This is a genomic window from Eubacterium sp. Marseille-QA0814 (assembly GCF_965119675.1).
GTDB lineage: Bacteria > Bacillota > Clostridia > Lachnospirales > Lachnospiraceae > Eubacterium_G.
The window spans coordinates 262,785-286,369 of the sequence record NZ_CBCPMG010000001.1 but is presented as its reverse complement, the minus strand read 5'-3'; the positions used below and the strand labels follow the sequence as shown (position 1 = coordinate 286,369).

20 protein-coding genes are annotated in these 23,585 nt (G+C 33.8%); 1 reads left to right on the top strand and 19 read right to left on the bottom strand.

Annotation, left to right across the window (positions count from 1 at the left end; genetic code table 11):
- Positions 1-143: 143 nt before the first annotated feature.
- From ACQY63_RS01325 to lgt, 12 genes are all read right to left on the bottom strand, one after another.
- A complete protein-coding gene (locus ACQY63_RS01325; RefSeq protein ID WP_022166244.1) occupies positions 144-1,739 on the bottom strand; it encodes a peptide chain release factor 3 in 1,596 nt (531 codons plus the stop codon).
- A 111-nt stretch (positions 1,740-1,850) separates the two neighbouring features.
- The gene (gene ftsZ / locus ACQY63_RS01320) at positions 1,851-2,972 is read right to left on the bottom strand and encodes a cell division protein FtsZ (protein ID WP_022166245.1); all 1,122 of its coding nucleotides are present in this window, start codon (positions 2,970-2,972) and stop codon (positions 1,851-1,853) included.
- Between the two features lie 112 nt (positions 2,973-3,084).
- Positions 3,085-3,852 (bottom strand): cell division protein FtsQ/DivIB, encoded by a 768-nt coding sequence (locus tag ACQY63_RS01315; protein WP_022166246.1) that lies wholly within the window; start codon positions 3,850-3,852, stop codon positions 3,085-3,087.
- Between the two features lie 15 nt (positions 3,853-3,867).
- On the bottom strand, positions 3,868-5,040 hold the full coding sequence (locus tag ACQY63_RS01310) for an FtsW/RodA/SpoVE family cell cycle protein (RefSeq protein ID WP_022166247.1): 1,173 nt from the start codon (positions 5,038-5,040) through the stop codon (positions 3,868-3,870).
- A 17-nt stretch (positions 5,041-5,057) separates the two neighbouring features.
- Complete coding sequence (gene murD / locus ACQY63_RS01305) at positions 5,058-6,416, bottom strand: UDP-N-acetylmuramoyl-L-alanine--D-glutamate ligase (RefSeq protein WP_118436870.1); 1,359 nt, start codon at positions 6,414-6,416, stop codon at positions 5,058-5,060.
- Between the two features lie 48 nt (positions 6,417-6,464).
- Positions 6,465-7,451, bottom strand: coding sequence for a phospho-N-acetylmuramoyl-pentapeptide-transferase (gene mraY, locus ACQY63_RS01300; RefSeq protein WP_022166249.1), 987 nt, complete (start codon positions 7,449-7,451; stop codon positions 6,465-6,467).
- A gap of 1 nt (position 7,452) precedes the next feature.
- Positions 7,453-9,186: a peptidoglycan D,D-transpeptidase FtsI family protein gene (locus tag ACQY63_RS01295; protein ID WP_428244605.1), complete on the bottom strand. Its 1,734-nt coding sequence runs from the start codon at positions 9,184-9,186 to the stop codon at positions 7,453-7,455.
- A gap of 30 nt (positions 9,187-9,216) precedes the next feature.
- Positions 9,217-11,085, bottom strand: coding sequence for a peptidoglycan D,D-transpeptidase FtsI family protein (locus ACQY63_RS01290; protein ID WP_022166252.1), 1,869 nt, complete (start codon positions 11,083-11,085; stop codon positions 9,217-9,219).
- A 2-nt stretch (positions 11,086-11,087) separates the two neighbouring features.
- Positions 11,088-11,549, bottom strand: coding sequence for a hypothetical protein (locus tag ACQY63_RS01285; protein WP_302689204.1), 462 nt, complete (start codon positions 11,547-11,549; stop codon positions 11,088-11,090).
- A 2-nt stretch (positions 11,550-11,551) separates the two neighbouring features.
- Positions 11,552-12,487, bottom strand: coding sequence for a 16S rRNA (cytosine(1402)-N(4))-methyltransferase RsmH (gene rsmH / locus ACQY63_RS01280; protein WP_302689205.1), 936 nt, complete (start codon positions 12,485-12,487; stop codon positions 11,552-11,554).
- Between the two features lie 27 nt (positions 12,488-12,514).
- On the bottom strand, positions 12,515-12,964 hold the full coding sequence (gene mraZ / locus ACQY63_RS01275) for a division/cell wall cluster transcriptional repressor MraZ (RefSeq protein WP_117999107.1): 450 nt from the start codon (positions 12,962-12,964) through the stop codon (positions 12,515-12,517).
- 470 nt (positions 12,965-13,434) lie between these two features.
- Positions 13,435-14,316 carry a prolipoprotein diacylglyceryl transferase gene (gene lgt / locus ACQY63_RS01270; protein WP_117999108.1) on the bottom strand — a complete coding sequence of 294 codons (882 nt, stop codon included), beginning with the start codon at positions 14,314-14,316 and terminating at the stop codon, positions 13,435-13,437.
- 279 nt (positions 14,317-14,595) lie between these two features.
- Here lgt and ychF point away from each other — a divergent pair, with 279 nt between their 5' ends.
- The gene (gene ychF / locus ACQY63_RS01265) at positions 14,596-15,693 is read left to right on the top strand and encodes a redox-regulated ATPase YchF (RefSeq protein WP_022166258.1); all 1,098 of its coding nucleotides are present in this window, start codon (positions 14,596-14,598) and stop codon (positions 15,691-15,693) included.
- Positions 15,694-15,941: 248 nt separating this feature from the next.
- Here the strand turns inward: ychF and rpe are convergent, their stop codons facing one another.
- The 7 genes from rpe to ACQY63_RS01230 form a co-directional block, all read right to left on the bottom strand.
- Positions 15,942-16,601: a ribulose-phosphate 3-epimerase gene (gene rpe / locus ACQY63_RS01260; RefSeq protein WP_022166259.1), complete on the bottom strand. Its 660-nt coding sequence runs from the start codon at positions 16,599-16,601 to the stop codon at positions 15,942-15,944.
- A 26-nt stretch (positions 16,602-16,627) separates the two neighbouring features.
- Positions 16,628-17,494 carry a ribosome small subunit-dependent GTPase A gene (gene rsgA, locus ACQY63_RS01255; RefSeq protein WP_428245269.1) on the bottom strand — a complete coding sequence of 289 codons (867 nt, stop codon included), beginning with the start codon at positions 17,492-17,494 and terminating at the stop codon, positions 16,628-16,630.
- A 198-nt stretch (positions 17,495-17,692) separates the two neighbouring features.
- A complete protein-coding gene (gene pknB, locus ACQY63_RS01250) occupies positions 17,693-19,714 on the bottom strand; it encodes a Stk1 family PASTA domain-containing Ser/Thr kinase (RefSeq protein ID WP_302689209.1) in 2,022 nt (673 codons plus the stop codon).
- Positions 19,715-19,718: 4 nt separating this feature from the next.
- Positions 19,719-20,474: a Stp1/IreP family PP2C-type Ser/Thr phosphatase gene (locus tag ACQY63_RS01245; protein WP_022165810.1), complete on the bottom strand. Its 756-nt coding sequence runs from the start codon at positions 20,472-20,474 to the stop codon at positions 19,719-19,721.
- A complete protein-coding gene (gene rlmN / locus ACQY63_RS01240; protein WP_118436862.1) occupies positions 20,467-21,525 on the bottom strand; it encodes a 23S rRNA (adenine(2503)-C(2))-methyltransferase RlmN in 1,059 nt (352 codons plus the stop codon). Before rlmN ends, ACQY63_RS01245 begins: the two co-directional genes overlap by 8 nt.
- Before the next feature lies 1 nt (position 21,526).
- Positions 21,527-22,879 carry a 16S rRNA (cytosine(967)-C(5))-methyltransferase RsmB gene (rsmB, locus tag ACQY63_RS01235; RefSeq protein ID WP_022165808.1) on the bottom strand — a complete coding sequence of 451 codons (1,353 nt, stop codon included), beginning with the start codon at positions 22,877-22,879 and terminating at the stop codon, positions 21,527-21,529.
- Entirely contained in the window at positions 22,869-23,576 is a 708-nt protein-coding gene (locus tag ACQY63_RS01230) for a zinc metallopeptidase (protein ID WP_022165807.1), read from the bottom strand. Before ACQY63_RS01230 ends, rsmB begins: the two co-directional genes overlap by 11 nt.
- Positions 23,577-23,585: the final 9 nt, after the last annotated feature.

The following is a 23,585-nucleotide window of genomic DNA, read 5'->3' as shown; positions in this document are numbered from 1 at the left end:
CATAAAAAAGTCTGTCGAAGAGACACATAAAAAAATAAGTTATAAATTACATTTCTATTAATATGTCAAAATATATACCTTCCATATTATGTGTAATTTATAACTTATTTCATTTTTTATAAATTCGCGATTTGCTTTTATTGTTAATTATTCTTAAATTCTGTCAATTCCAAACCTTCATTTCTTTCAAGTAAAAGTTTTACAGACCATTCGTTTGTAAATATAACTAAAGGATTGCCCTTCATATCCTTTACTCTCTTAGCGTCTGATGGACATTTTACGTTATTTAGATTAACTGTAGGATCCTTAATCCATCTAATGTGTCTGTATGGAAGTGGCTCTAATCTAACATCACAACCGTATTCATTTTCCATTCTGTATTTCAAAACGTCAAACTGTAGCACACCTACTACACCTACGATTATTTCTGACATTTCAAGGTTATAGTCCTGGAATATCTGAATCGCCCCTTCCTGAGCAATCTGTGTAACACCCTTCATAAACTGCTTACGCTTCATTGAATCAAGGGCAACTAATCTACAAAAATGTTCAGGTGCAAAAGTAGGTATTCCTTCGTATGCAAACTTCTTTCCAGGTGTACAAATTGTATCGCCAATTGAAAAAATTCCCGGATCAAATACACCTATAACGTCGCCTGCATAAGCTTCATTTATAACTTTTCTGTCCTGTGCCATAATCTGCTGTGGCTGAGAAAGCTTCATTTTCTTTCCACCCTGAACATGGTAAACTTCCTTACTTGCATCGAATTTTCCTGAGCAAACTCTCATAAATGCAATCCTATCATGATGCGCCTTATTCATGTTTGCCTGAATCTTAAAAACAAATCCTGAAAATGGTTCTGTTATAGGATCAATCAATCCCTGATCAGACATTCTTGGAAGCGGTGACTCTGTCATTTTTAAGAAATGTTCAAGGAAAGTTTCCACACCAAAAGTTGTCAACGCTGAACCGAAAAATACAGGTGATAATTCACCTTTATCAACTAATTCCTGATCAAATGGTTCACTGGCTCCATCTAACAATTCAGCATCATCTACTAACTGATCATATAACTCATCACCTATTTCATTTTTAAACTCTTCGTTGTCTAAATCATATATTTTTTCAGCAGCACTTTTTGCGCCACCTACTGAAACAGCCTGAAACATTGAAATTTTCTTTGTATTTCTGTCATAGACGCCTTTAAATCTCTTACCGGAACCAATTGGCCAGTTAATAGGACATGTTTTAATTCCTAATACATTTTCAATTTCTTCTAGTAATTCATAAGGATCTCTTGCCTCTAAATCCATTTTGTTAATAAATGTAAAAATCGGTATATGACGCATTACACATACCTTGAAAAGTTTAATTGTCTGTGCTTCTACACCCTTTGAAGCATCAATTACCATCACTGCCGAGTCAGCAGCCATAAGTGTTCTGTAAGTATCCTCTGAGAAATCCTGATGGCCCGGTGTATCAAGAATGTTAATGCAATAACCTTCATATTGAAACTGTAATGCTGATGATGTAACAGAAATACCTCTTTCTTTTTCTATACCCATCCAGTCAGAAACAGCATACTTTGAATTTGCTTTTCCTTTTACAGAACCTGCTGTGTTAATTGCTCCACCGTACAAAAGAAACTTTTCTGTTAAAGTTGTCTTACCTGCATCGGGATGAGAAATAATCGCAAATGTTCTTCTGTTTTCTATTTCTTTTTTTATGTTATCTTCCATGCTTCTCTCCATTTTATTTTTGAATAATGTTTTTGCAACAAAAAGACACGAACTGCATATACTCAGGTTCGTGTCTTTTTATTTATTAAGTAAACTTTGGCTTAAGCCTAATTATTTGTTTCTTAAGAAATCAGGAATGTTAAGTGGCTTGTCCTCAATGCTACTATGTGGCTGCTGAACAGGAGTTGTTTCACTCTTTGGTGCAGCAGAAGGTGTTGCATTGTATGAGAACTTCTTAGCTGTGCTTCCCATACCAAAAGGTGTTGCCTTTGGTGCTGGTGTTGAATCGCCAATACCTGTTGCCATTACTGTAATTGAACATTCATCAGGGTATGAATCATCATATCTTACACCGAAGATAATGTTTGCATCATCACCTGCAAGTTCCTGTACATAGCTTGCAGCTTCATTAGCTTCAAATAAGCTAACATCACCAGTAATGTTGATAATAACATTCTTTGCTCCATCGATTTTTGTTTCAAGAAGTGGAGATGTAACAGCCTGCTGAACTGCATCTGAAGCCTTCTCATCACCGCTTGCTTCACCGATACCAATATGAGCAATACCTGCATCTCTCATAACTGTCTGAACGTCAGCAAAGTCAAGGTTAATTAATGCAGGTACATTAATTAAGTCTGTAATACCCTGAACTGACTGCTGTAATACTTCATCAGCCTTCTTTAATGCTTCAGGCATTGTTGTTCTCTTATCTACGATTTCTAATAATTTATCATTTGGAATTACAATAAGTGTGTCTACGTTTGGCTTTAATCTTTCAATACCTGCTAAAGCATTGTTCATACGTGCCTTTGATTCAAATCTGAAAGGCTTTGTAACTACACCTACTGTAAGAGCTCCCTGCTCTCTTGCTACACGTGCTACAACAGGTGCTGCTCCTGTACCTGTTCCACCACCCATACCACATGTTACGAATACCATATCGGCACCCTTTAATAACTGTGCTAATTCTTCTACGTTCTCTTCTGCAGCTGCTTCACCAACTTCAGGCTTAGCTCCTGCTCCAAGACCTTTTGTTATCTTCTCACCAATCTGTAAAGTTGTTGGTGCCTTACTTCTTTTAAGTACCTGTGCATCAGAATTAATTGCAATAAATTCAACTCCTCCGATGTTTTCATCTATCATTCTATTTACGGCATTGTTTCCTGCTCCACCAACGCCTACAACTATAATCTTTGCTACTGCTTCGCTTTCGTTTGTAGTAATTTCTAACAAGAGTACATCCTCCTTTGTCTCACTTAAAATTTAGTTTGCCTCTTAAAATAGAGACATAATATTAGCCATATACATTATATAATATAATTTTTTTCTAAAAATAGCAATACCTTTATTTCTTTTTTTCTTCACTTTTTTTCAAAGTGTAACTTCCATCTTCACTGGCATGTTTCATGTTTAAAGTTCCTTTGTACTTTATAACATTTTTGTACATGTCATTAAAATCCTTTAATTTCTTGTCCAGATTTGTTTTTTTGCCAAGCTGAACTTTCACATTTTTTATGTTCATTGTCACTTCATTGTTTTTGTTTATGGAATACTGTTTTACTTTGTAATTGTAAGCTTCCACTGATGAAGTAACTGTCAAAATTGTTTCTAAAGACTTTTCATCTTTTACTTTTATTTTTTTGAAAAGCTTTAATTCTGTAGCTTCCAATCCCTTAACCGGAACAATATCTTTTATTTTTTCATCAGATATTTTAAGAATTGTACCATTCTCATCAAAGTAATAATATAATTTATCCTTTTTGATGTATCCCTGTAACTTCTTTTCATATCCTGTTATTTTCACTTTTGATGGCGATAAAAGTTTTACTTTATATTCCTCATACAACTCAAGGGGTGTATTTTCCCCAATTAAACTTTTAAACCAAAAGACCAATGTGTTATCAATCTTTTGTTCACTCATGTAAGCATTCACTTCCTGATCTGTAAACTGGCCCAAATCAGAAGTACATGTAACGCTTTGCAACTTAAATCCAAATATACCAATTAAGATTAAGGCAACAATAATTACAATTACCAAAAAAGAAACTTTAACCCATTTTTTTAATTTTCTGCGTCTGTGTTTTTTTCTTCCTCTTCTTTTCTCCTGACTCATAATGACTCCTTACATTTAACGAATCCTCTTTATTCTTCTTGAAACTGATAAAACCATTGCCATTTCTATCATCAAAAACATTAACGACGTTCCACCATAACTTATAAATGGTAAGGATACACCTGTATTTGGTATAAAGTTAGTAACAACGGCTATATTAAGAACAACCTGTATTGAAATATGTGCAAGCACACCAACTACCACCATTGAGCCAAACAAATCTGATGCATTACTTGCAATATATCTCATCCTTCTAATTAAGAAAATAAACAATGCAATAATACACAAAGCTCCAAAAATACCAAGTTCCTCACATATAATGGAAAAAATCATATCGTTAGAGGCTTCAGGAACGTACCCTAATTTCTGAGCACTGTTTCCTAATCCTTTACCAAATAAGCCACCGGAACCAATTGCATATAGCCCCTGCATTACCTGATAACCACCTTTATCCATGTACGCTTCCGGATTTCTCCAAACAGCAATTCTGCTAAATCTAAATCCTAAGTCAGAGAATTCTCCGAGAAAAAACAGCGATACAACACCAACACCTATTCCGGCTGCGATTATCCCTGTAAAAAATTTGCAGGCACCTGCAACAATTAGCATTACAGCTCCTATTCCTAAAACAATAATTGCGGAACTTAAGTTAGATGTAACAACAAACAACACTGCCGCCCCAAAAATACTTATGCTGTAAATCTGCCAACAAATCTTACCATGTTTTAAAGCATCCCTACCACATTTAGATAGCAAAAACGCCGTTAAAAGAATAACTGATATTTTAACCAACTCAGCAGGCTGAAAAGATACAATTTTCAAGTCCACCCATCTTCTTGCACCGTTTGCCTCGATTCCCATTGGTGTTAAAACGAGAAAAACACTTACTATGGATGCCCCGTAGATGATTTTGCTGAACTTCTTTAAAATTCTATAGTCAAAAAATATCATTGGTATCATTACAACTAATCCCATAGCTGTGGCAATTAGCTGATTTTTCAAAAAATATATTGAGCTATTATATTTATTTAATGCTGTATAAGAACTTGCACTGTACAAAAGCACGTAGCCTAAAAGCATTATAAAAATCCATACAAATAGCAAACTATAGTCGAAATAACCACTTCTTCTTTTTCTATTTAATTGTTGTTCATCTGATTTGGAAACCTGATTATTTTCTTTATTCAATATACTTACCCCAAGTTCTATTTTAATTTCTTAACATAATCCTTGAACATATCACCACGCTGCTCATAACTGTCAAACATATCCCAGCTTGCACATGCAGGTGACAATAAAACTGCATCTCCCTGCTGTGCATTTTTCTTACATTCATCTATTGCTTCTTCTAAAGATTTTGTAAAAATAATATTTTCAAAACCATATTTTTTTGCTGTGTCAGCAATCTGGTTAGAAGTTTCACCAAGTAAAACCAAGCATTTAACTTTGCCTTCTAATTCTTTTGCCCATTCGTCAAAAGTAACTTTCTTGTCATAGCCGCCTGCTATTAAAACAGTTGGACGTGTCATTGCCTGAATTGCTTTTATGGATGCATCTGTATTTGTTCCCTTAGAATCATTATAGTAAATAACATCATCAATTGTATCTACATATTCTATTCTGTGAGCTACTGCTTTAAACTTTTTGATTGCTTCTTTAATCACAGCATCAGGAACTCCCATATTAACTGAAATTCCAATTGCTGCCATAATATTTTCAACATTATGAATACCTACAAGTGTTGTGTCCTCTGTTGTTGTAATAACACGTTTTTCTCCATTTTCAGCGTACATAATATTTTTTCCGTCTAAATAAACGCCTTCTTCTAATTTGTTTTTGCTGCTAAACCAAACAATTTTATTTTTAAGTTTTGGCGCATATTCTCTTAATATTTCATCTTCATAATTAAGAATAATCGGCTGATTTTCGTCCTGATTCATTGCAATACTCATTTTTACATTTGTATAACATTCCATTGTATAATGACGGTTCAAATGGTCCGGAGTAATATTTAATACAGCACTTACATCCGGTTTAAATGTATGTATTGTCTCTAACTGGAAACTGCTTATTTCTGCAACTGTCACTGTATCTTCTGTAGAATCAAAAGCTGTTAATGTATACGGTGTTCCAATGTTACCAACTACATTTACATCCTTATAATATGCTGCTAAAATTTCTCCAACCAAAGCTGTTGTTGTAGTTTTTCCGTTAGTTCCTGTAATCGCTGCAAGTCTTCCTTTTCCTACAACGTAGGCAAGTTCAACTTCGCCCCAAATTGGTACATTATTATCTCTTACATCATTTACAAAAGGAGCATCAATAGCAATACCCGGACTTAATATCATAAGGTCAAATTGCTTTATAACATCTTCTTTTAATTCTCCAAGAATTACATCAACATTTTCTTTATTATCTAATTTTGCCAAAATATCTTCTTTGTTTAGTTTTACATTTCCATCATAAATTGTAACAACTGCGCCTACCTTTTTTAAAAGGTTTGCAGCACCTATACCGCTTTTTCCTGAACCTGCAACTAATACTTTTTTGTTCTTAAGTTCCATAACATTACTCCTCATCTGCTAAATTATCACCATTTATATTCTATTATTTTATAATGCTAAATATCCAATTAAACATAACATTGCTGTAGCAATTGCAAAAGCTGCCACAACCTGAGTTTCTGCATAACCGCTTTCCTGAAAATGATGATGAATCGGTGCCATTTTAAACACTCTTCTTCCTTCACCATATTTTTTCTTTGTGTACTTAAACCAGCTTACCTGAATTATGTCTGACAATGATTCAAGTAAATATATACATGCCACAATTACTATAAAAATTGGCATTTTAAGCATAAATGCCATAGATGAAACAAAACCACCTAAAGCAAGTGAACCTGTATCACCCATAAATACTCTTGCAGGATATACGTTGTATAAGAAAAATCCAAGTAACGCTCCAACAAAAGCTGCTGAAATTGGCTCTAAACCTGATTTTGTTCCTGCAGCTACTGCTGTAAAGAACACTGCAATTATAACAGTAACACTTGTTGCTAAACCATCAAGACCATCTGTTAAGTTTGCTCCATTTACAGTTCCTAAAACAGCTATAAATAAAAATGGAATAAATAACCACATTGGCATTGTCACTTCCATTCCGTTTGTAAAAGGAATAATTGTAGCTGTTCCAAGACCTGAATATTTAACTATATAGAAACAGAAAATTGCTGTTACAACAATCTGTGCAACTAGTTTCTGAATTTCTGTTAAACCTAAATTACGTTTTTTTACAACTTTTATATAATCATCTAAAAAGCCTATAATACCGAAACCTATAACCATAAACAAAACCGGTACTATTCTTGTGTTCTTGCAAACGAACATAAAAATAAGAGATGTGACAATAACACTTGCAAGAATAATCATGCCACCCATAGTTGGTGTACCTGACTTACTTTGATGTGATTTTGGTCCTTCCTCTCTTATGTACTGTCCAAATTTTAATTTTTTAAGCATGGGTATTACTATAGGACATAAAATAACACTTACTGCAAAAGAAATAATAATTGCTGCGATGATAGTTGTACTTGTACTCATTTTACTCTCCTTGTTTCTTTTCTTCCAACCAATATGGAAGAATATTTTTGTATAACTCACTTATTACCGGAGCAGCAACCTGCCCACCATAATATATCCCCTTTGGTTCATCAATAATTGCCATTGCTATTATTTGTGGATTATCTGCCGGAGCAAAACCCATAAAAGATGCTATGTATTTTCCTGAACCTCTTGGCAGTTTCTGCGAAGTTGCAGTTTTCCCTCCAACCTTGTATCCTTCCACTTTTCCTTTGCTTCCGGTTCCTTCTGAAACTACTTTTTCTAGGATAAATTTCATTGTATCTGATGTTTTTTTAGATACAACGTTGTTCTTATTTTTGTACTTAAATTGTTTTACAACTTTTCCATTGCTGTTTATGGCTTTAACACCAAAATGAGGTGTGACAATTTTTCCACCATTAACCACTGCACTTGCTGCAACAAGATACTGCATAGGTGTAATCTGAAACGACTGTCCAAAAGACATTGTTGCCAGTTCAACGTTACCAACATTTTTCAGCTTATGAATAATTGTTGAGGCTTCCCCCGGCAAGTCAATTCCCGTTTTGTTCATTAGCCCTAATTTTCTCATTTGCTCATAAAACTTTTCCTTGCCTACCTTTAATCCTACGTCTATAAAAACCGGATTGCAGGAATTCATAACTCCCTGTAGGAAATTTTCACTTCCATGACCTGTTGTTTTATGACACCTTATTCTTCTATCGTCCACAATCCTAAAGCCCGGACAGCTAAATCTTGTGTCCATTGTCACCTGATTATTTTCCAAAGCTGCTGTGGAAGTTATTACTTTAAATGTAGAACCCGGTTCATAAGTATCATTAATACATTGATTTCGCCACATTCTATTAAGTAAATCCTGTTTTTCTTTAGAAGAAAATTTTTCATTAGTTGTATAATTTAAGTTGTATGGTTTATTTAAATCAAACTCAGGTGCATTGACCATAGCCAATATTTCACCGTTGTTCGGATTCATTGCAATAATTGAAACATAATTTGCTTTTTTCACTTCTAAGGTTTTGTAGGCAATCTGTTCAGCATACTGCTGGATATTCAAGTCAATGGATGTTACCAGACTATTACCTGTTACAGGTTCCCTTCTTTGTTCAAGAGCATTTTTCATTTCAATGCCTCTTGAATCTGTTGGTGTTAAAATAGTCCCATCTTTTCCTTTCAGATACTTTTCATATTGAATCTCCAAGCCAATAATCCCCTGATTATCAGAACCTGTAAACCCTAAAACTTTTGAACCTAAACCTCCATAAGGATAATACCTTTTATAATCTTCGTCAACCTTTACCCCTGACAAATTATATTTTCTGATTTTATCACCTACCCTTTTAGGTACATTAGATTTTATTTTTTCTCTTACACTTATTTTGTTTACTTTTTTAGAGACTTCGCTTTTGGAAAGCTCTAATTCTTTTGTTAGTATTTCTATGATTTTTTCAGGTTCTTTAATTTGGTTATATATAACAGAAACGGTACACACTGTCTTATTACTTGCAATGACCTTACCGTTTCTATCTAAAATTTCCCCTCGTGGAGCCTTTATTCTTCTTTCTCTTTCCTGAACCTCAACGGCTCTTTTCGTATAATATTGGGATTTAAAGACCATTAAATATACTAATTTTCCTGTTACCAAAACTAAAAATAAAATTATTCCCCAAACATAAATCAGTAATAATTTTCGGTTAATTGTTTTAACTTTATTCAAATTACCGCTTCCAGAATGTTTTTTATAATTCTATTCTTTTTCTGTTTTTTCTATTCCCATATATGGCAATACCTGTTTCATAATGTATGTCCAAAATTCTGTGTTGTACGCTGTTGCTTCTGTATTATCCTTTGGGCTATCCATAATTGTATAACATACAACCTGTGGATTTTCACAAGGAACACAACCTATAAATGAAAGAATATACTGATTTTTAATTCTTCCTTTTACCTTACCTGATGTGTATACTTTCTCGGCTGTACCTGTTTTTCCACCAACAGTATATCCCGGTATGGCTGCTGTTTTACCTGTACCTGTTAATACTACTTCTCTTAAACATTTCTTTATAAATTCAGAAGTATCTCTTGTTACAGTTTCTTTTATTAATGTTTTTGAATAGTTTTTAACTAAATCACCATTTTCTGTTACCACCTGTTTTACCACATGTGGTTCATAATAATAACCTCCATTAATTAATGAAGAAAATCCTGACACCATCTGTATCATGTTTACTGTAAAGTTCTGACCAAATGAGTTTGTTGCAAGGTCCACAGCATTCATGCCACTTTTCTTATCATAAACAATACCTCTTGTTTCACCTGGTAAATCAATTCCGGTTTTCATGCCAAAACCAAATCTTTCCTGATACTGCTGGAATAATGATGTGCCTAACTTTCTACCAATAAACATCATGTAATCGTTACATGACTGTGCTACCGCTGTCTTAACATCAATTAATCCATGACCACTTTTATCGTGACAGTCAATTGTGTATATGTCTACTTTTTCATGACCATCACATGTGAATTTTGTTTTCTGATTAATTGAATTTTCCTCAATTCCCGCAGCCACTGTAAATGGTTTAGCTGTAGAACCTGGTTCAAATGAATCTGTAATACAGAAGTTATTCCAAATTTCATTTAAGGCTTCTGACTTTTTCTTTCTTGAAAACTTGTCCCACTGTGCCTTTGTATAACCTGCAGGCCTTTTCGTAGGATTATTCAAATTAAAAGTAGTGTCATCACCCATTGCCAATATTTCACCTGTATTTGGATCTGCAATAACAACTGCCAGTCTTTTAGGATTGTATTTCTTCATATATTTTTTCATGGCATTTTGAACAATTCTTTGTATGTTCATATCTATAGAAGAAATAACGTTGTTTCCATTAGTAGCGTCTTTAACTACTGTTTCCATATTATTTTCAGCATCCATATAGCCATATTCACGCCCTGCAGTTCCGTTAAGCTGTTCTCCGTAACTGCTTTCAATTCCCATTGATGCCTCATTATTCAGGTTGGAATATCCAAGAACACTACATGCTAATGTATTATACGGATACATACGCTTGTAGTTCTTTTCGAACCAGACACCTTTCACATTACTTGCTGTTTCCTTTTCTTCTTTTGTTTTAGCAAGTTTTCCTGCAACATAATCCTGAAACTCTTCTATTTCCTCATATTTTAATTCTTTTTTTGCCACCCAATAACTGCTGTTTTTTCGCTCCTTAATACTTGTTATCAAGTCTTCCTTATTAAAATCAAAATATTTAGTTAAAGCTTCCACTGTTGGCTCTAAATATTTATTGTCTTCACTATTCATGATTAATTTTGAGTCAATTACAAGATTATAAACCATAACGCTTGTTGCAAGCACATTACCGTTTCTGTCTTTTATATCACCACGTTTAAAGGGTATAACCCTGCTGGTAAAGCTCTGCTGTTGTAACACCTGAATTGAATAAGTATTACCTTTTGCCACATTTATATATGCAATTTTTCCGCATAATACAAGTAAAAATCCGACAATTATTACATAAATAATTCCCAGATTTCTACCCATTCTCTTATTAAATCTTAATCTTGGTTTTTTCCTTCTTACTTGTCTTCTCTCACTCATAATTACTTTCTTGGTATATCTCCATACTGTAATGTATATCCACTGTCACTTGCCTTGTAAGTAGATATCTGTTTGTCAGTTGCCTGTTTCATACCTAACTTAGTTGTTGCCACTTTGTAAACATGGTCAACATTAACATAGCTGTTAATTGAATAATTTAACGCATTATTCTGTGACTGCACTGTGCTAATCTGACTTTTTAACTGTGAGATACTGTCTCTTGTTGCTGTAATGTTTGACTGCATGTGTAAATAACTTACACTCATAACCAAACACACCATTGTTACAATTGCAAAAAAAACAACTAAAGGTGCACTCATTGCTAGTCCTTTAATTTCTTCCTGTTCAACTGTATGTCTTTTGTGTTTTCTCTGTACCTCAATCTGTTCTCTACTTGGTACAGACTGAGTTGCTATATTACCATAAACAAATTCACTTGTATAACTGCTTCTTACCCCGTTCATATTTAACACCTTTCAAATATCCTTAGCTTTGAGCTTTTTGCCCGCTTATTTTCTTCTATCTCATCTTCTGATGGAATAATTGGTTTTCTTGTTATAACTTTTCCTTTTGACTTTTTCCCACAAACGCACACTGGGAAATTTGGTGGACAAGTACATGGATTTTCATTTTCCCTGAACTTTGTCTTAACAATTCTGTCCTCTAGTGAATGAAAAGTTATAATACAAATTCTTCCATTTGGTTTTAACAAATCAATCATCTTATCAATAGATTCTTTTAATACTGTTAATTCCTGATTAACTTCAATTCTAATAGCCTGAAATGTTTTCTTGGCAGGATGTCCACCCTTTGCCTGAACCTTCATTGGAATAGCTCTTTTAATCACTTCACTTAATTCCTTTGTAGTTTCTAAAGGCTTTTCCTTTCTGGCTAAAACAATATGTTTTGCAATGTTCTTTGCAAATTTATCTTCTCCGTAGTCTTTTATTATTTTAAATAATTCATTTTCGCTGTAAGTATTTACAACATCTGCTGCTGTAAGTTCCTGTCTTGTGTCCATTCTCATATCAAGAGGTGCATCTGATTTATAAGAAAAACCTCTTTCTAAATTATCTAACTGATATGAGGAAACTCCTATATCTAAAAGTATGCCGTCTACTTTTTCTACATTTAATTCTTTTAGTACCTTATCAATTTCACAATAATTACTTCTTACTAATGTAATTTGATTTTCAAATTCTTTTAAACGCTCTCCTGCTGCTTTTAAAGCCTCTCCATCCTGATCTATACCAATCAGTCTTCCCTTCGGTGACAGTCTCTTTAATATTTCGTATGAATGACCACCACCACCTAATGTTCCATCAACATATATTCCGTCAGGTTTTATATCTAAGCCATCAATGGTTTCATCCAAAAGAACTGATATGTGTTTGAAATCCATATTGACCTTCTTTCCATTACTTAATTTTTATACTCCAAGACCTGCCATGTAATCTGCCAAATCTTCAATCTTCTCTTCTGCGTCTTCACTTAACAGATATTCATCCATCTGTTCATTCCACTTATCTATATCCCAAATTTCAATGTGATCACCTACGCCAACCCAGACAACCTGGCTTGTTAAAGATGCGTAGTCCCTTAATGTTGAAGGTACAAGCACACGTCCCTGCTTGTCCGCATCAAGGGCTTCCGCACCACCGAGGAAAAATCGATTGAAACTTCTTACCTTTTTGTCGGTAAATGGTAAACTACTAAGCTTTTCCTGTAAAGCTTTCCATGTGGTTTCAGGGTATGCAAAAAGACACTTGTCAATACCTCTTGTAACAACAAGTCTTTCGGCAAGATTATCTCTTATCTTTGAAGGGATAACTGTTCTGCCTTTAGTATCCATTTTTTGAGTTTGTTCACCTGTAAACATATAACTCACCTACTCTTGTCTTCTGCTTAATTCTTAATATTTTCACCACTTTTTACCACTTTATGGGTAAAATTCACCACTCATAGGTAAATTCTATACCATTTCCATCACTATTGCAACCATTTTTTTATTTTTTATGAAATTAATTTTGTGGTATTTTCTCCCACAAATAGGGCTGTTTTTCTATTTTTCACATGATAATTTACGCCTGGTGGGGAAATTTTCCTATTTTTTCATATTTTTGTGGGGAAAAATATTTTTTAACCATTTCTGTGCAAAAATAAAAAATATAGTTTTCCCCTAAGCTTGACAAATAGCAAAAAAAGAAAAACTGTCAGGTCGACTTACACACTAGGTGTTATCAACATAACAGTTTCTCTTTTCAGTTATTTCTTATTTAATTTCTTATTTAATTTTTAATTCAGTTTATAATCTACTTTATATCATTTATTATTTTTTTCATATTTTTATTACTGTTGTGCTCTTTTTATCTGCACACGTTTAACAATTATTATAGTCAGTGCTACCGCCGCAACTACTATTGACAATGCCTGAGATACCGGCCACCCCGTTACAGGCATTATTAACTGGTCTGTTCTCATGCCTTCTATAATGGCTCTGCCTGTTCCATAGCCAAGTAAATACCATAATAAAATCTCGCCATCAAATTTTTTCTTTTTTCTGAAAGTAAGCATTAATATTAGAACACACAGGTTCCAAAGGGATTCGTATAAAAATGTTGGTTGTACCTGTATATATCCTATTTCACTTAATGTTTTGCCTTTCAATGTTTCCATCCCCTGTCTTACTGCATCAGGCACCTGAGATATGCTGTATTTATCACCGAAGAATATTTTCATCATTAATGGGCTGGAGTCTTTTGCTACCCCACCGAAAGCTTCTCTATTAAAGAAGTTGCCCCATCTTCCTATAATCTGTCCAAGTATTAAACCGTATACTGCAGTGTCTGCAATTTTTTTAAACGAAATTTTTTTCACCCTTGTATATATTAAACATACAAGTACCCCTGCTATTACACCACCGTAAATTGCAAGTCCACCTTCTCTTATATTTAATATTTCGTTTGGATGTTTTCCATAATAATCCCAACTGAAAATTACATAATATAATCTTGCTCCGATTACACTAAAAATAATGGCATATAATGCAAAATCAATGTATTCGTTATAGTCCTGACCTGAAGTCTTTGCTATATAACAAACAAGTGCAATGCCTAAAATCATACCCAGGGCAATTATGCACCCGTAAAAAGCGATATCCACCCCAAAGAAATTAAAACTCTTAGGTAAATTTTCTATATTAATGTGTAAATTTGGAAATTGAATGTCCATGTGTCTCTCCTTATTTTTGCTAATTATCTCACATTACAACATATATAAGATTCATATTTATGGTAAATAACTAATCCTTATACGGGAACAGAAACTTCGTATTGCAAGATCACCTTTTTCTGTTTTTTATCTTATCAGTTACAGGAAATATATTCAACCCCAAGCAAATATTATTGCCCACCCTACCATAACTATTAATATCTATTATTGTGCATTGCCCCACTTGTAAAAATATGATAAACTTACCTTTGGTATTACCAAAGAATGGAGGAACAAAAAATGAAATTAGGTATAGTTGGTTTACCAAATGTAGGTAAAAGTACTTTATTTAATTCTTTAACAAAAGCCGGTGCTGAATCAGCAAACTACCCTTTTTGTACTATTGATCCAAATGTAGGTGTTGTTTCTGTTCCGGATGAGAGATTAGATAAATTAACAGCAATGTACAACTCAGCAAAAACTATTCCTGCCGTAATCGAATTCGTTGATATTGCAGGACTTGTAAAAGGAGCTTCAAAAGGTGAAGGTTTAGGAAACCAGTTCCTTGCTAACATTCGTGAAGTTGATGCTATCGTACATGTTGTAAGATGTTTTGAAGACACAAACGTTATCCATGTAGACGGAAGCGTTGATCCTATTAGAGATATTGAAACAATTAATCTTGAATTAATTTTCTCTGATGTTGAAATATTAGAAAGAAGAATTGCAAAGACAACAAGAGGCGCAAGAAATGACAAGGTACTTGCAAAAGAACTTGATTTCCAGCAAAGAATGAAGAAATTCCTTGAAGATGGAAATCTTGCTATTAAATTTGAAACTGAAGACGAAGATGAACTTGCATGGCTTCAGGAATATAACTTATTAACAGCTAAGCCTGTTATTTTTGCAGCTAACGTTTCAGAAGATGATTTAGCTGATGATGGCAACTCAAATAACCATGTTGCCGCTGTTAGAAAATTTGCAGCAGACAATAACTGCGAAGTTTTTGTTATTAGTGCAGAAATCGAACAGGAAATTGCAGAACTTGACGACGATGAAAAGCAAATGTTCTTAGAAGACTTAGGCATTAAGCAGTCAGGATTAGATAAATTAATTCAGGCAAGCTACTCTCTTCTTGGACTTATCAGTTACCTTACTTCAGGCGAAGATGAAACAAGAGCCTGGACAATCAAGAAAGGAACTAAAGCTCCACAGGCTGCCGGCAAAATCCATACTGATTTTGAAAGAGGCTTTATTTGTGCAGAAGTTGTTGCCTACGATGACTTAATTAAATGTGGTTCTATGAAAGATGCAAAAGAAGCCGGTTTAGTTGGTCTTCAGGGTAAAGACTATGTTGTAAAAGACGGCGACGTTATTACATTTAGATTTAATGTTTAATTATTATGTAGTAGAATTTTCCGAAAATTTACTATTATATAATAGAGGATGTTGTTTGCGACATTCTCTCCATTACATAAAAAGCGTAAGATTAACATTTCTAATCTTACGCTTTTTATGTAATATTTTTTCTTTTTCATATCTAAAAAACTTTATGAGCCACTACCTTCTATTCCACTTAAAAGACTACAATAAAGCACATCTATAATAGAGTACGCTGTACTAACTCATGTTATCTTATCTAATATTTATTTTACATTTTCAAAGATTTCTTTAAAGTTTTTAATATTTCCTTCCACATCACCTTTGTATACTGCCGAACCTGCAACTATTACATTGGCACCTGCTTTAATTGGTGTTTCAACATTAGCTGTTGTAATTCCACCATCTACCTGTATAAGTAAATCTTTATTTTCTAAATTTGCTTTTTCTCTAATTACTTTTACCTTGTCTGTACAATCATCTATGTATGACTGACCACCGAATCCCGGATGTACTGTCATTACTAAAACCATGTCAACATCATTAATGTATGGGAACACTTCTTCTGCTTTTGTTTCAGGATTTATCGCCAAGCCCACTTTCATGCCCTGTTTTTTGATTTCATCAATAGTTTCTTTTACGTTCTCACAGGCTTCCACATGTATTGTAAGCAAATCTGCGCCTGCAGCTTTAAATTCTTTAATATATCTGATTGGTTCCTTTATCATCAAGTGTACGTCAAAAAATTTTGAGGTGTAACTTCTGATTGCCTTAATAACAGGCATACCAAAAGAAATATTTGGAACGAAAATTCCATCCATAACATCCACATGAATCCAATCGCAGCCACCTACATCGATTCTTTTTACGTCCTGTCCTAAATTTGCAAAATCTGCTGATAAAATTGATGGTGATAATTTAATCATAATTCTCTCCTTATTTATTTCTTATTTTAATATCTCTGTTTTTCCATTTCTTTTAATTCATTATACATTAAAATATAATTATCATATCTTGACTGTGCAATTTTGTTTTCCTCTAAAGCATCCTTTATAGCACAGTCTGGCTCGTTATTGTGAGCGCAACCTACAAAACGACAATTATTAAGATGTTCTCCAAATTCTGGGAAACAGTCCTCTAACTTTTCTTTTGTCATTCCCGGAACAAACAGTGAACTAAATCCCGGCGTGTCAAACACAAATGTATCCTTGTCAATCTCAAACATTTCAGAATGTCTTGTTGTATGACGGCCTCTTCCTATTTTTTCACTTACACTTCCTGTTTCCATTGTGTAATCTTTTGTCAATGCGTTGAGCATTGAAGATTTTCCAACACCTGAAGGACCTGCAAAAACAGTTGTCTTTCCCTTCAGGAGTTCTTTTACTTTATGCACGCCTTCGTCTTCTGTGGCACTGGCAAATATTACTTTGTATCCGGCAAGGTTATAAATATTTTTCAGATAATCCATATATTCTTCATTGCCAATATCTTTTTTATTGAAGCATATAATAGTTTCAATATTCTGATACTCCATCATTACAAGAAATCTGTCTAGAAGATTCAAATTAGGATCCGGTTGTTTTACTGCAAAAACTATCATAGCCTGATCTATGTTAGAAACAGCCGGTCTTATTAATTCATTTTCTCTTTCTTTTATTAAAGTTATATTACCTTTTTTCTTTTCCTCATCAATAATGTCAATTTCAACATTGTCGCCTACTAACGGTTTTATCTTTTTATTTCGGAAAACGCCTTTTGCCTTACACTCGTATATATTTTCCTCTGCTATTACATAATAAAATCCCGCTATTCCTTTTATTATCTTGCCCTGCTTTTTAATAATATCACCCTCACTTGTATTTAATAAATAATATACTGTGACGAATCACCTATACTTAATATAAATAATCTGCCTTGACAAATCACTTGTGCATATTATAAATATCCACCTTAGCAAATTATATGTTTGTGTATTTTAGTTTCACATAGATAAGTCCACCCTTACGGGTGGGCTTTTCTATTTAAATTTAACTGTATCTTTCTTTACACTCTTTCCATTTACGAACAACTCAATAGTAGCTTTCCCCTTTGTTTCGCTGGTTAAGTCCATTGTGTAATCTCCATCCCACTTAGAAACATCTGAGTATTTTTTGTCTACTTTCTGTAAAACTTCGTCAACAGCAACACTTACAACACCTTCTGTAATAGGATTTCCATCAGAGTCAACTAAATCTTCCAAAGCAAATGTATATGTTGCCTTGTACTCTTCCGGATTTTCCGGTCCTTTACTTACTACTAAACCTATTGTAGCCCCTGATGGGATTGAAGTACCGGCTTTAAGAGTCTGTCTGATAACAATTCCTTTTTCAATTTTTTCATCGTAAACTTCTCTAACAGCACCAATGCTAAATCCTGATGATGAAATCTTAGCTTGAGCTTTTCCCTGTTCCATTCCTACTAAATTAGGCACTGTGTATACACTCTGATTATTGCTTACTGTTCTTCCTCTACTTACTTTTAAAGTAACAATACTGTTCTTTGAAACAGATGCTCTTTCTGATGGTGAACATGAAATAACCACATCAATACTTCTGTCACTGTATTCATATACAACCTCAGTTTTAAGACCTGCTTTTTTGATTGTATCTTTGGCTGTTTCCAATGAAGAATTTACAATACCTGATGGAACTGTAATTTTCTTTGCTCCCTTACTTACTACCAAAGTAACTGTTTCGTTTCTATCAACCATTTTTCCTGAATCAATAGACTGTGAAACAATTGTATCTTTAGGATAAATATCGCTATATACATAATTTGAATCATATTTATATCCTAAGTAGTTTTTATGAAGTAATTGTTCTGCATCATCTAAAGTCTGACCTAAAACATTAGGTACAATAGTCTTATCTGATGGAACAGTTGAAACCTCTACTGTTTCTGCTTTTTTTGCGAAATCAAAATTATTATCACTAATAAATAATGTTGCTACTACAGTTGCAATTAATAAAGCGATAATTCCAATAATAATTCCACCAACAGACACAATTCTGTCCATTTTAGGATTTAATTTATCAATATCGTTTTCGTCATCTAAAGTATCTTCAACTGTATCTTTTCTATTATCACTTGAGCCTTTTCTAATTTGGTTAATTTCATCATCTGTAATCATGACTGTTGAACCACCAATGTTTGATGTGTCCAACTGTACAAAATCAACATTTGGTTCTGCCAAAGCTCTTTTTAAATCTGATATAAGTAATGATATCTTTGGATATCTCCTGTCAGCTTTGTTCTGTGTACATTTAAGAATAATCTTCTCAATGCTTACAGGCACCGTTGGTACATATTCACGTACACTTGGCACATTGCTCTGAATATGCTTAAGAGCAATTGACACAGTTGATTCTCCGTCAAAAGGAACGCGACCTGTGTACATTTCAAACATTGTAATACCAAGGGAATATATGTCACTTTTCTCGTCAACATATTGTCCGCCTGCCTGTTCAGGAGATATATAATGCACAGATCCCATTGCATTTCCGTTAATTGTATTGGCAGATGCTGCCCTTGCAATACCGAAATCTGTTACTTTTACCTTACCTTCTCTGGATATTAAAATATTCTGTGGTTTAATATCCCTATGAACAATTTGATTGTTATGGGCACACTCAATTCCGTTGGCAATCTGGATTGCTATGCTAATTGTCTCTCTAAAAGAAAGCTTGCCCTTTTTCTCAATATATTTTTTTAAAGTTATGCCTTCAATAAGTTCCATAACTATGTAATATAGTCCATCATCTTCACCTACATCATATACATTTACAATGTTAGGGTGAATAAGACTTGCAGCTGACTGTGCCTCTACTCTGAATTTTGATACAAAATTCTTATCTTTGCTATATTCTGATTTTAATACTTTTATAGCAACATTTCTGTTTAATTTATGATCTTTTGCTTTATAGACATCAGACATACCACCTGCTCCAACAGGATTAATAATCTCATATCTGTTATTTATAAAATTCCCTTTTTCCAACATAGTTTTACTCCTTGCCCAATACAGGTTGTATTAGAATTGCTGATATATTATCCTTTCCACCATTCTCATTTGCCTGATCAATCAATGCTCTTACTGCATCCTCGATTCTTTCGTTTTTGGTTACTATCTTTTTAATTTCATAGTCCTCAACCATATTTGTAAGACCATCTGAGCATAGCAAAAGCTTCTCACCGTCTGATATTTCTATTTCAAAAATATCAGGTGTTGCAGTTCTGTCATCTGCCACCCCTATAGCTTTTGTTATTACATTCTTTTTGTAATGAGTTTTTGCTTCCTCCTTGTCAATCATTCCCATTCTTACCATATCTTCAACAAGAGAATGATCTCTTGTAATCTGTCTGATATCTCTACCGATTAAATATAATCTGCTATCCCCAACATTAGCAATATATACATGATTATCCACTATTGAGCACGCTACAAAAGTAGTTCCCATACCACTATAATCCTTGTTTGAAATTGCCATGTCATATATTTCTTTATTAATTGATATAATTCCTGAATCTAAAATATTTGCAGGATCTGACATATGAGTTGTACATGCATACTTTACGAACTTCTCAATTGCAGCCCTGGATGCAACGTCACCCGCCTTATGTCCTCCCATACCGTCAGCAACAATAAAAAGATTAGGGAGCTTACCTATTGGTTCAATAGATGTGAAAATACTGTCCTGATTAATTGTTCTCATTAATCCAACGTCTGTTTTTCCAAAAGCATTTATTATTTCTCTAGACATTGCTTTCCTCCTTTCTTCCTTTCATTGCCTCGTTTCTAAGCTGTCCACAGGCACCGTTAATATCTCTGCCCATTTCCCTTCTTATAGTAACATTTATCTTATTTTTTTCAACCCTGTTTTTAAACTGCTCTACTGCTTTTTTACCGGATTGAACATAATCGCGTTCTTTTATAGGATTTACAGGTATAAGATTAATATGGCAATTCATTCCTTTTACTAATCTGCATAAAGCATCGGCTTCTTCCACAGTATCATTCTGTCCGGCCACAAGACTATATTCAAAAGTAATTCTTCTGCCTGTTTTGGCAAAATAATTTTTGCAGGCATTTATTACTTCATCAATAGAATACTTATATGCAATAGGCATTAAGCTTTTTCTTGTTTCGTTGTTTGATGCATGAAGTGATAATGCTAAAGTTATTTGAAAATGCATGTCTGCCAACTCATTAATCTTCGGTACAATTCCACATGTTGAAAGTGTTATGTTTCTCTGACTGATGTTAGCTCCATTTTCATCTGAAATCATCTGAATGAATTTAACTACATTATCAAAGTTGTCCATAGGTTCCCCGCTTCCCATAAGAACTACATTGGAAACTTTTTCATTAATGTCTTTCTCAATTTCATATATCTGTCCTAACAATTCAGAAGTTGTCAGATTGCGCTCTAAGCCATTTAAAGTTGAAGCACAAAATCTACAGCCCATTCTGCAACCTGACTGTGTTGATATGCATACTGAATTACCATGATGATATCTCATAAGAACACTCTCTATTATGGAGCCGCCTTTTATTTCAAAAAGATATTTTCTTGTACCATCAATTTTCGAAATTAGAACTTCATGCTTTTTTACATTTCTAATTTCATACTGGTCATTTAATTTTTGTCTTAAGGCCTTTGATATGTTTGTCATTTCTTCAAAATCTGTAACTTTTTCTTTATGCAACCACTGATAAATCTGTTTCGCCCTAAAAGACTTTTCACCGATTTTTTCCATTTCTTCTTTTAATTCTTTCAAATTAAAAGACTTTATATCCTTCTTTTCGTCCATATTAATCCTTTATTTTTTCAAATACTGATATGAAAAATCCGTCCATGTTGTAATCTCCTGGGAATATTTGAATCATGCCATTCCCATTATCTAACTTCTTTGGAAAAAGCTCTCCAAAATCAGTTCTTCTCAATGGTAAATTTTTCTCTATCCATTCTACATTTTCATTATTTTCGTATTTGTTTACAGTACATGTACTGTAGACTAATCTACCACCTATTTTAACATACTTACATGCCTGCTCTAATATCTTTCTTTGAATTTCCACTAACTGAAAAATCTGTTTCTTAGAAACATTGTGCTTTATGTCACTTTTATTTCCAATAATTCCAAGTCCTGAGCATGGAACATCTGCAATAACAACATCTGCTTTTCCAATAGCCTCTTTGTCCTCTTTTGTTCCATCCCAAACCTTTGTTTCTATATTTTTAATTTTCATTCGGGAAATATTTTCTTTAATTAATCTTTCTTTATTCTCTGTTAAGTCTCTTGCCTGAACCGTTCCTGTTCCATTCATAAGCTGGCTTATGTGAATACTCTTCCCGCCTGGAGCCGCACAAACATCCATAACATAATCATTTTCTTTAACTCCACTTGCAAGACCTACTAATATGGAACTTTCGTCCTGTACAGTTATTATGCCATCTTCAAACAACTTTAATTTTTCAAGAGAATCGTAACCTTTAATATACAAAGCATTTCCATAAAGTTCTGATTGTTTTACGGAAATATTTTCCTTTTCAAACTCAACAATAACCTGCTTAGGTGACATCTTATTAGAATCTACTCGTATGGTTGTGTATTCATTTGTTTCATACAAACTATTTAAAATCTGTTCTGTTCTCTCAATTCCATACTGCTGGGACCACATTTCTATTATCCACATAGGAATTGAATAACACACAGACAAATATTCTTTTTTATCTTTTGGATATTCTATTTTATCAAGACTTCTTGATATGTTTCTTAAAACACCATTAACAAAACCTTTTAGCCCTGACATTTTTCTTTTATTAACAAGCTTCACTGCCTCATTGCAGGCTGCCGAGTCAGGTACATTGTTCATGTATTTAAGCTGATATACAGAAAGTCTGATTATATTTCTAATTACCTGCTTCATTTTTGAAACTTTTGTTTTTGAAAATTGATTAATAATATAATCAAGCTCTATTTGTCTTTCAATTGTGCCTTTAAACAAAACAGTTACAAATGCTCTTTTCTGTTTATCTAAATAATCGTAACTGTCTAATGTTTCTTTTAAAACAATATGACTTTTTGCTCCGTCCTCTACTTTACAAAGCATAGTTAAAACACTATTTCTTAAATTGACCTGTGGATTACCATTAGTCGTCATCTCGTCCTCCAAACAATAGGATTAATCTTAATAACTGTAAAATCGATGATGCTGCTGCCGCAACGTATGTTAAAGCTGCTGCCCCTAGTACCTTTTTGGTACATTTTAATTCTGATGTTCCAAAAATACCTGTGGATTCCAAAACTCTAATGGCTCTGTTTGACGCATTAAACTCTACAGGCAATGTGACAATTTGAAATAAAACGGCTAAAGAAAAGGCAAATATACCAATATTAATCATTGTCTGACCTGTTCCCTGTCCATAAAAGATAATACCTATAATAATTAAAACCCATGATAATCTTGAACCCCAGTTAGCAAATGGTACTAGCGCATTTCTAACGGATATTGGTGCATAGCCTTTGTTGTGCTGCATTGCATGACCACACTCATGAGCCGCCACACCAATTGCCGCTACACTTGTGCTTCCGTAAGTTGCATCTGACAAACTTAATACCTTTGTTGATGGGTTATAGTTATCTGTAAGATTACCTGAAATATGTCTGATTGACACATCATATATCCCCTGTGATTCCAAAATTCTCTGTGCTGCCTGAGCACCTGTCATTCCCGAATTGCTTCTCACTCTTGAATATTTATTAAATGTTGAATTAACATGAGCCGATGCTGCCAGACATAAAGCCATGCCAATAATAATCAAAATATATGTTGGATCAAAATAAAAACCGTAAAGCATACAACTACC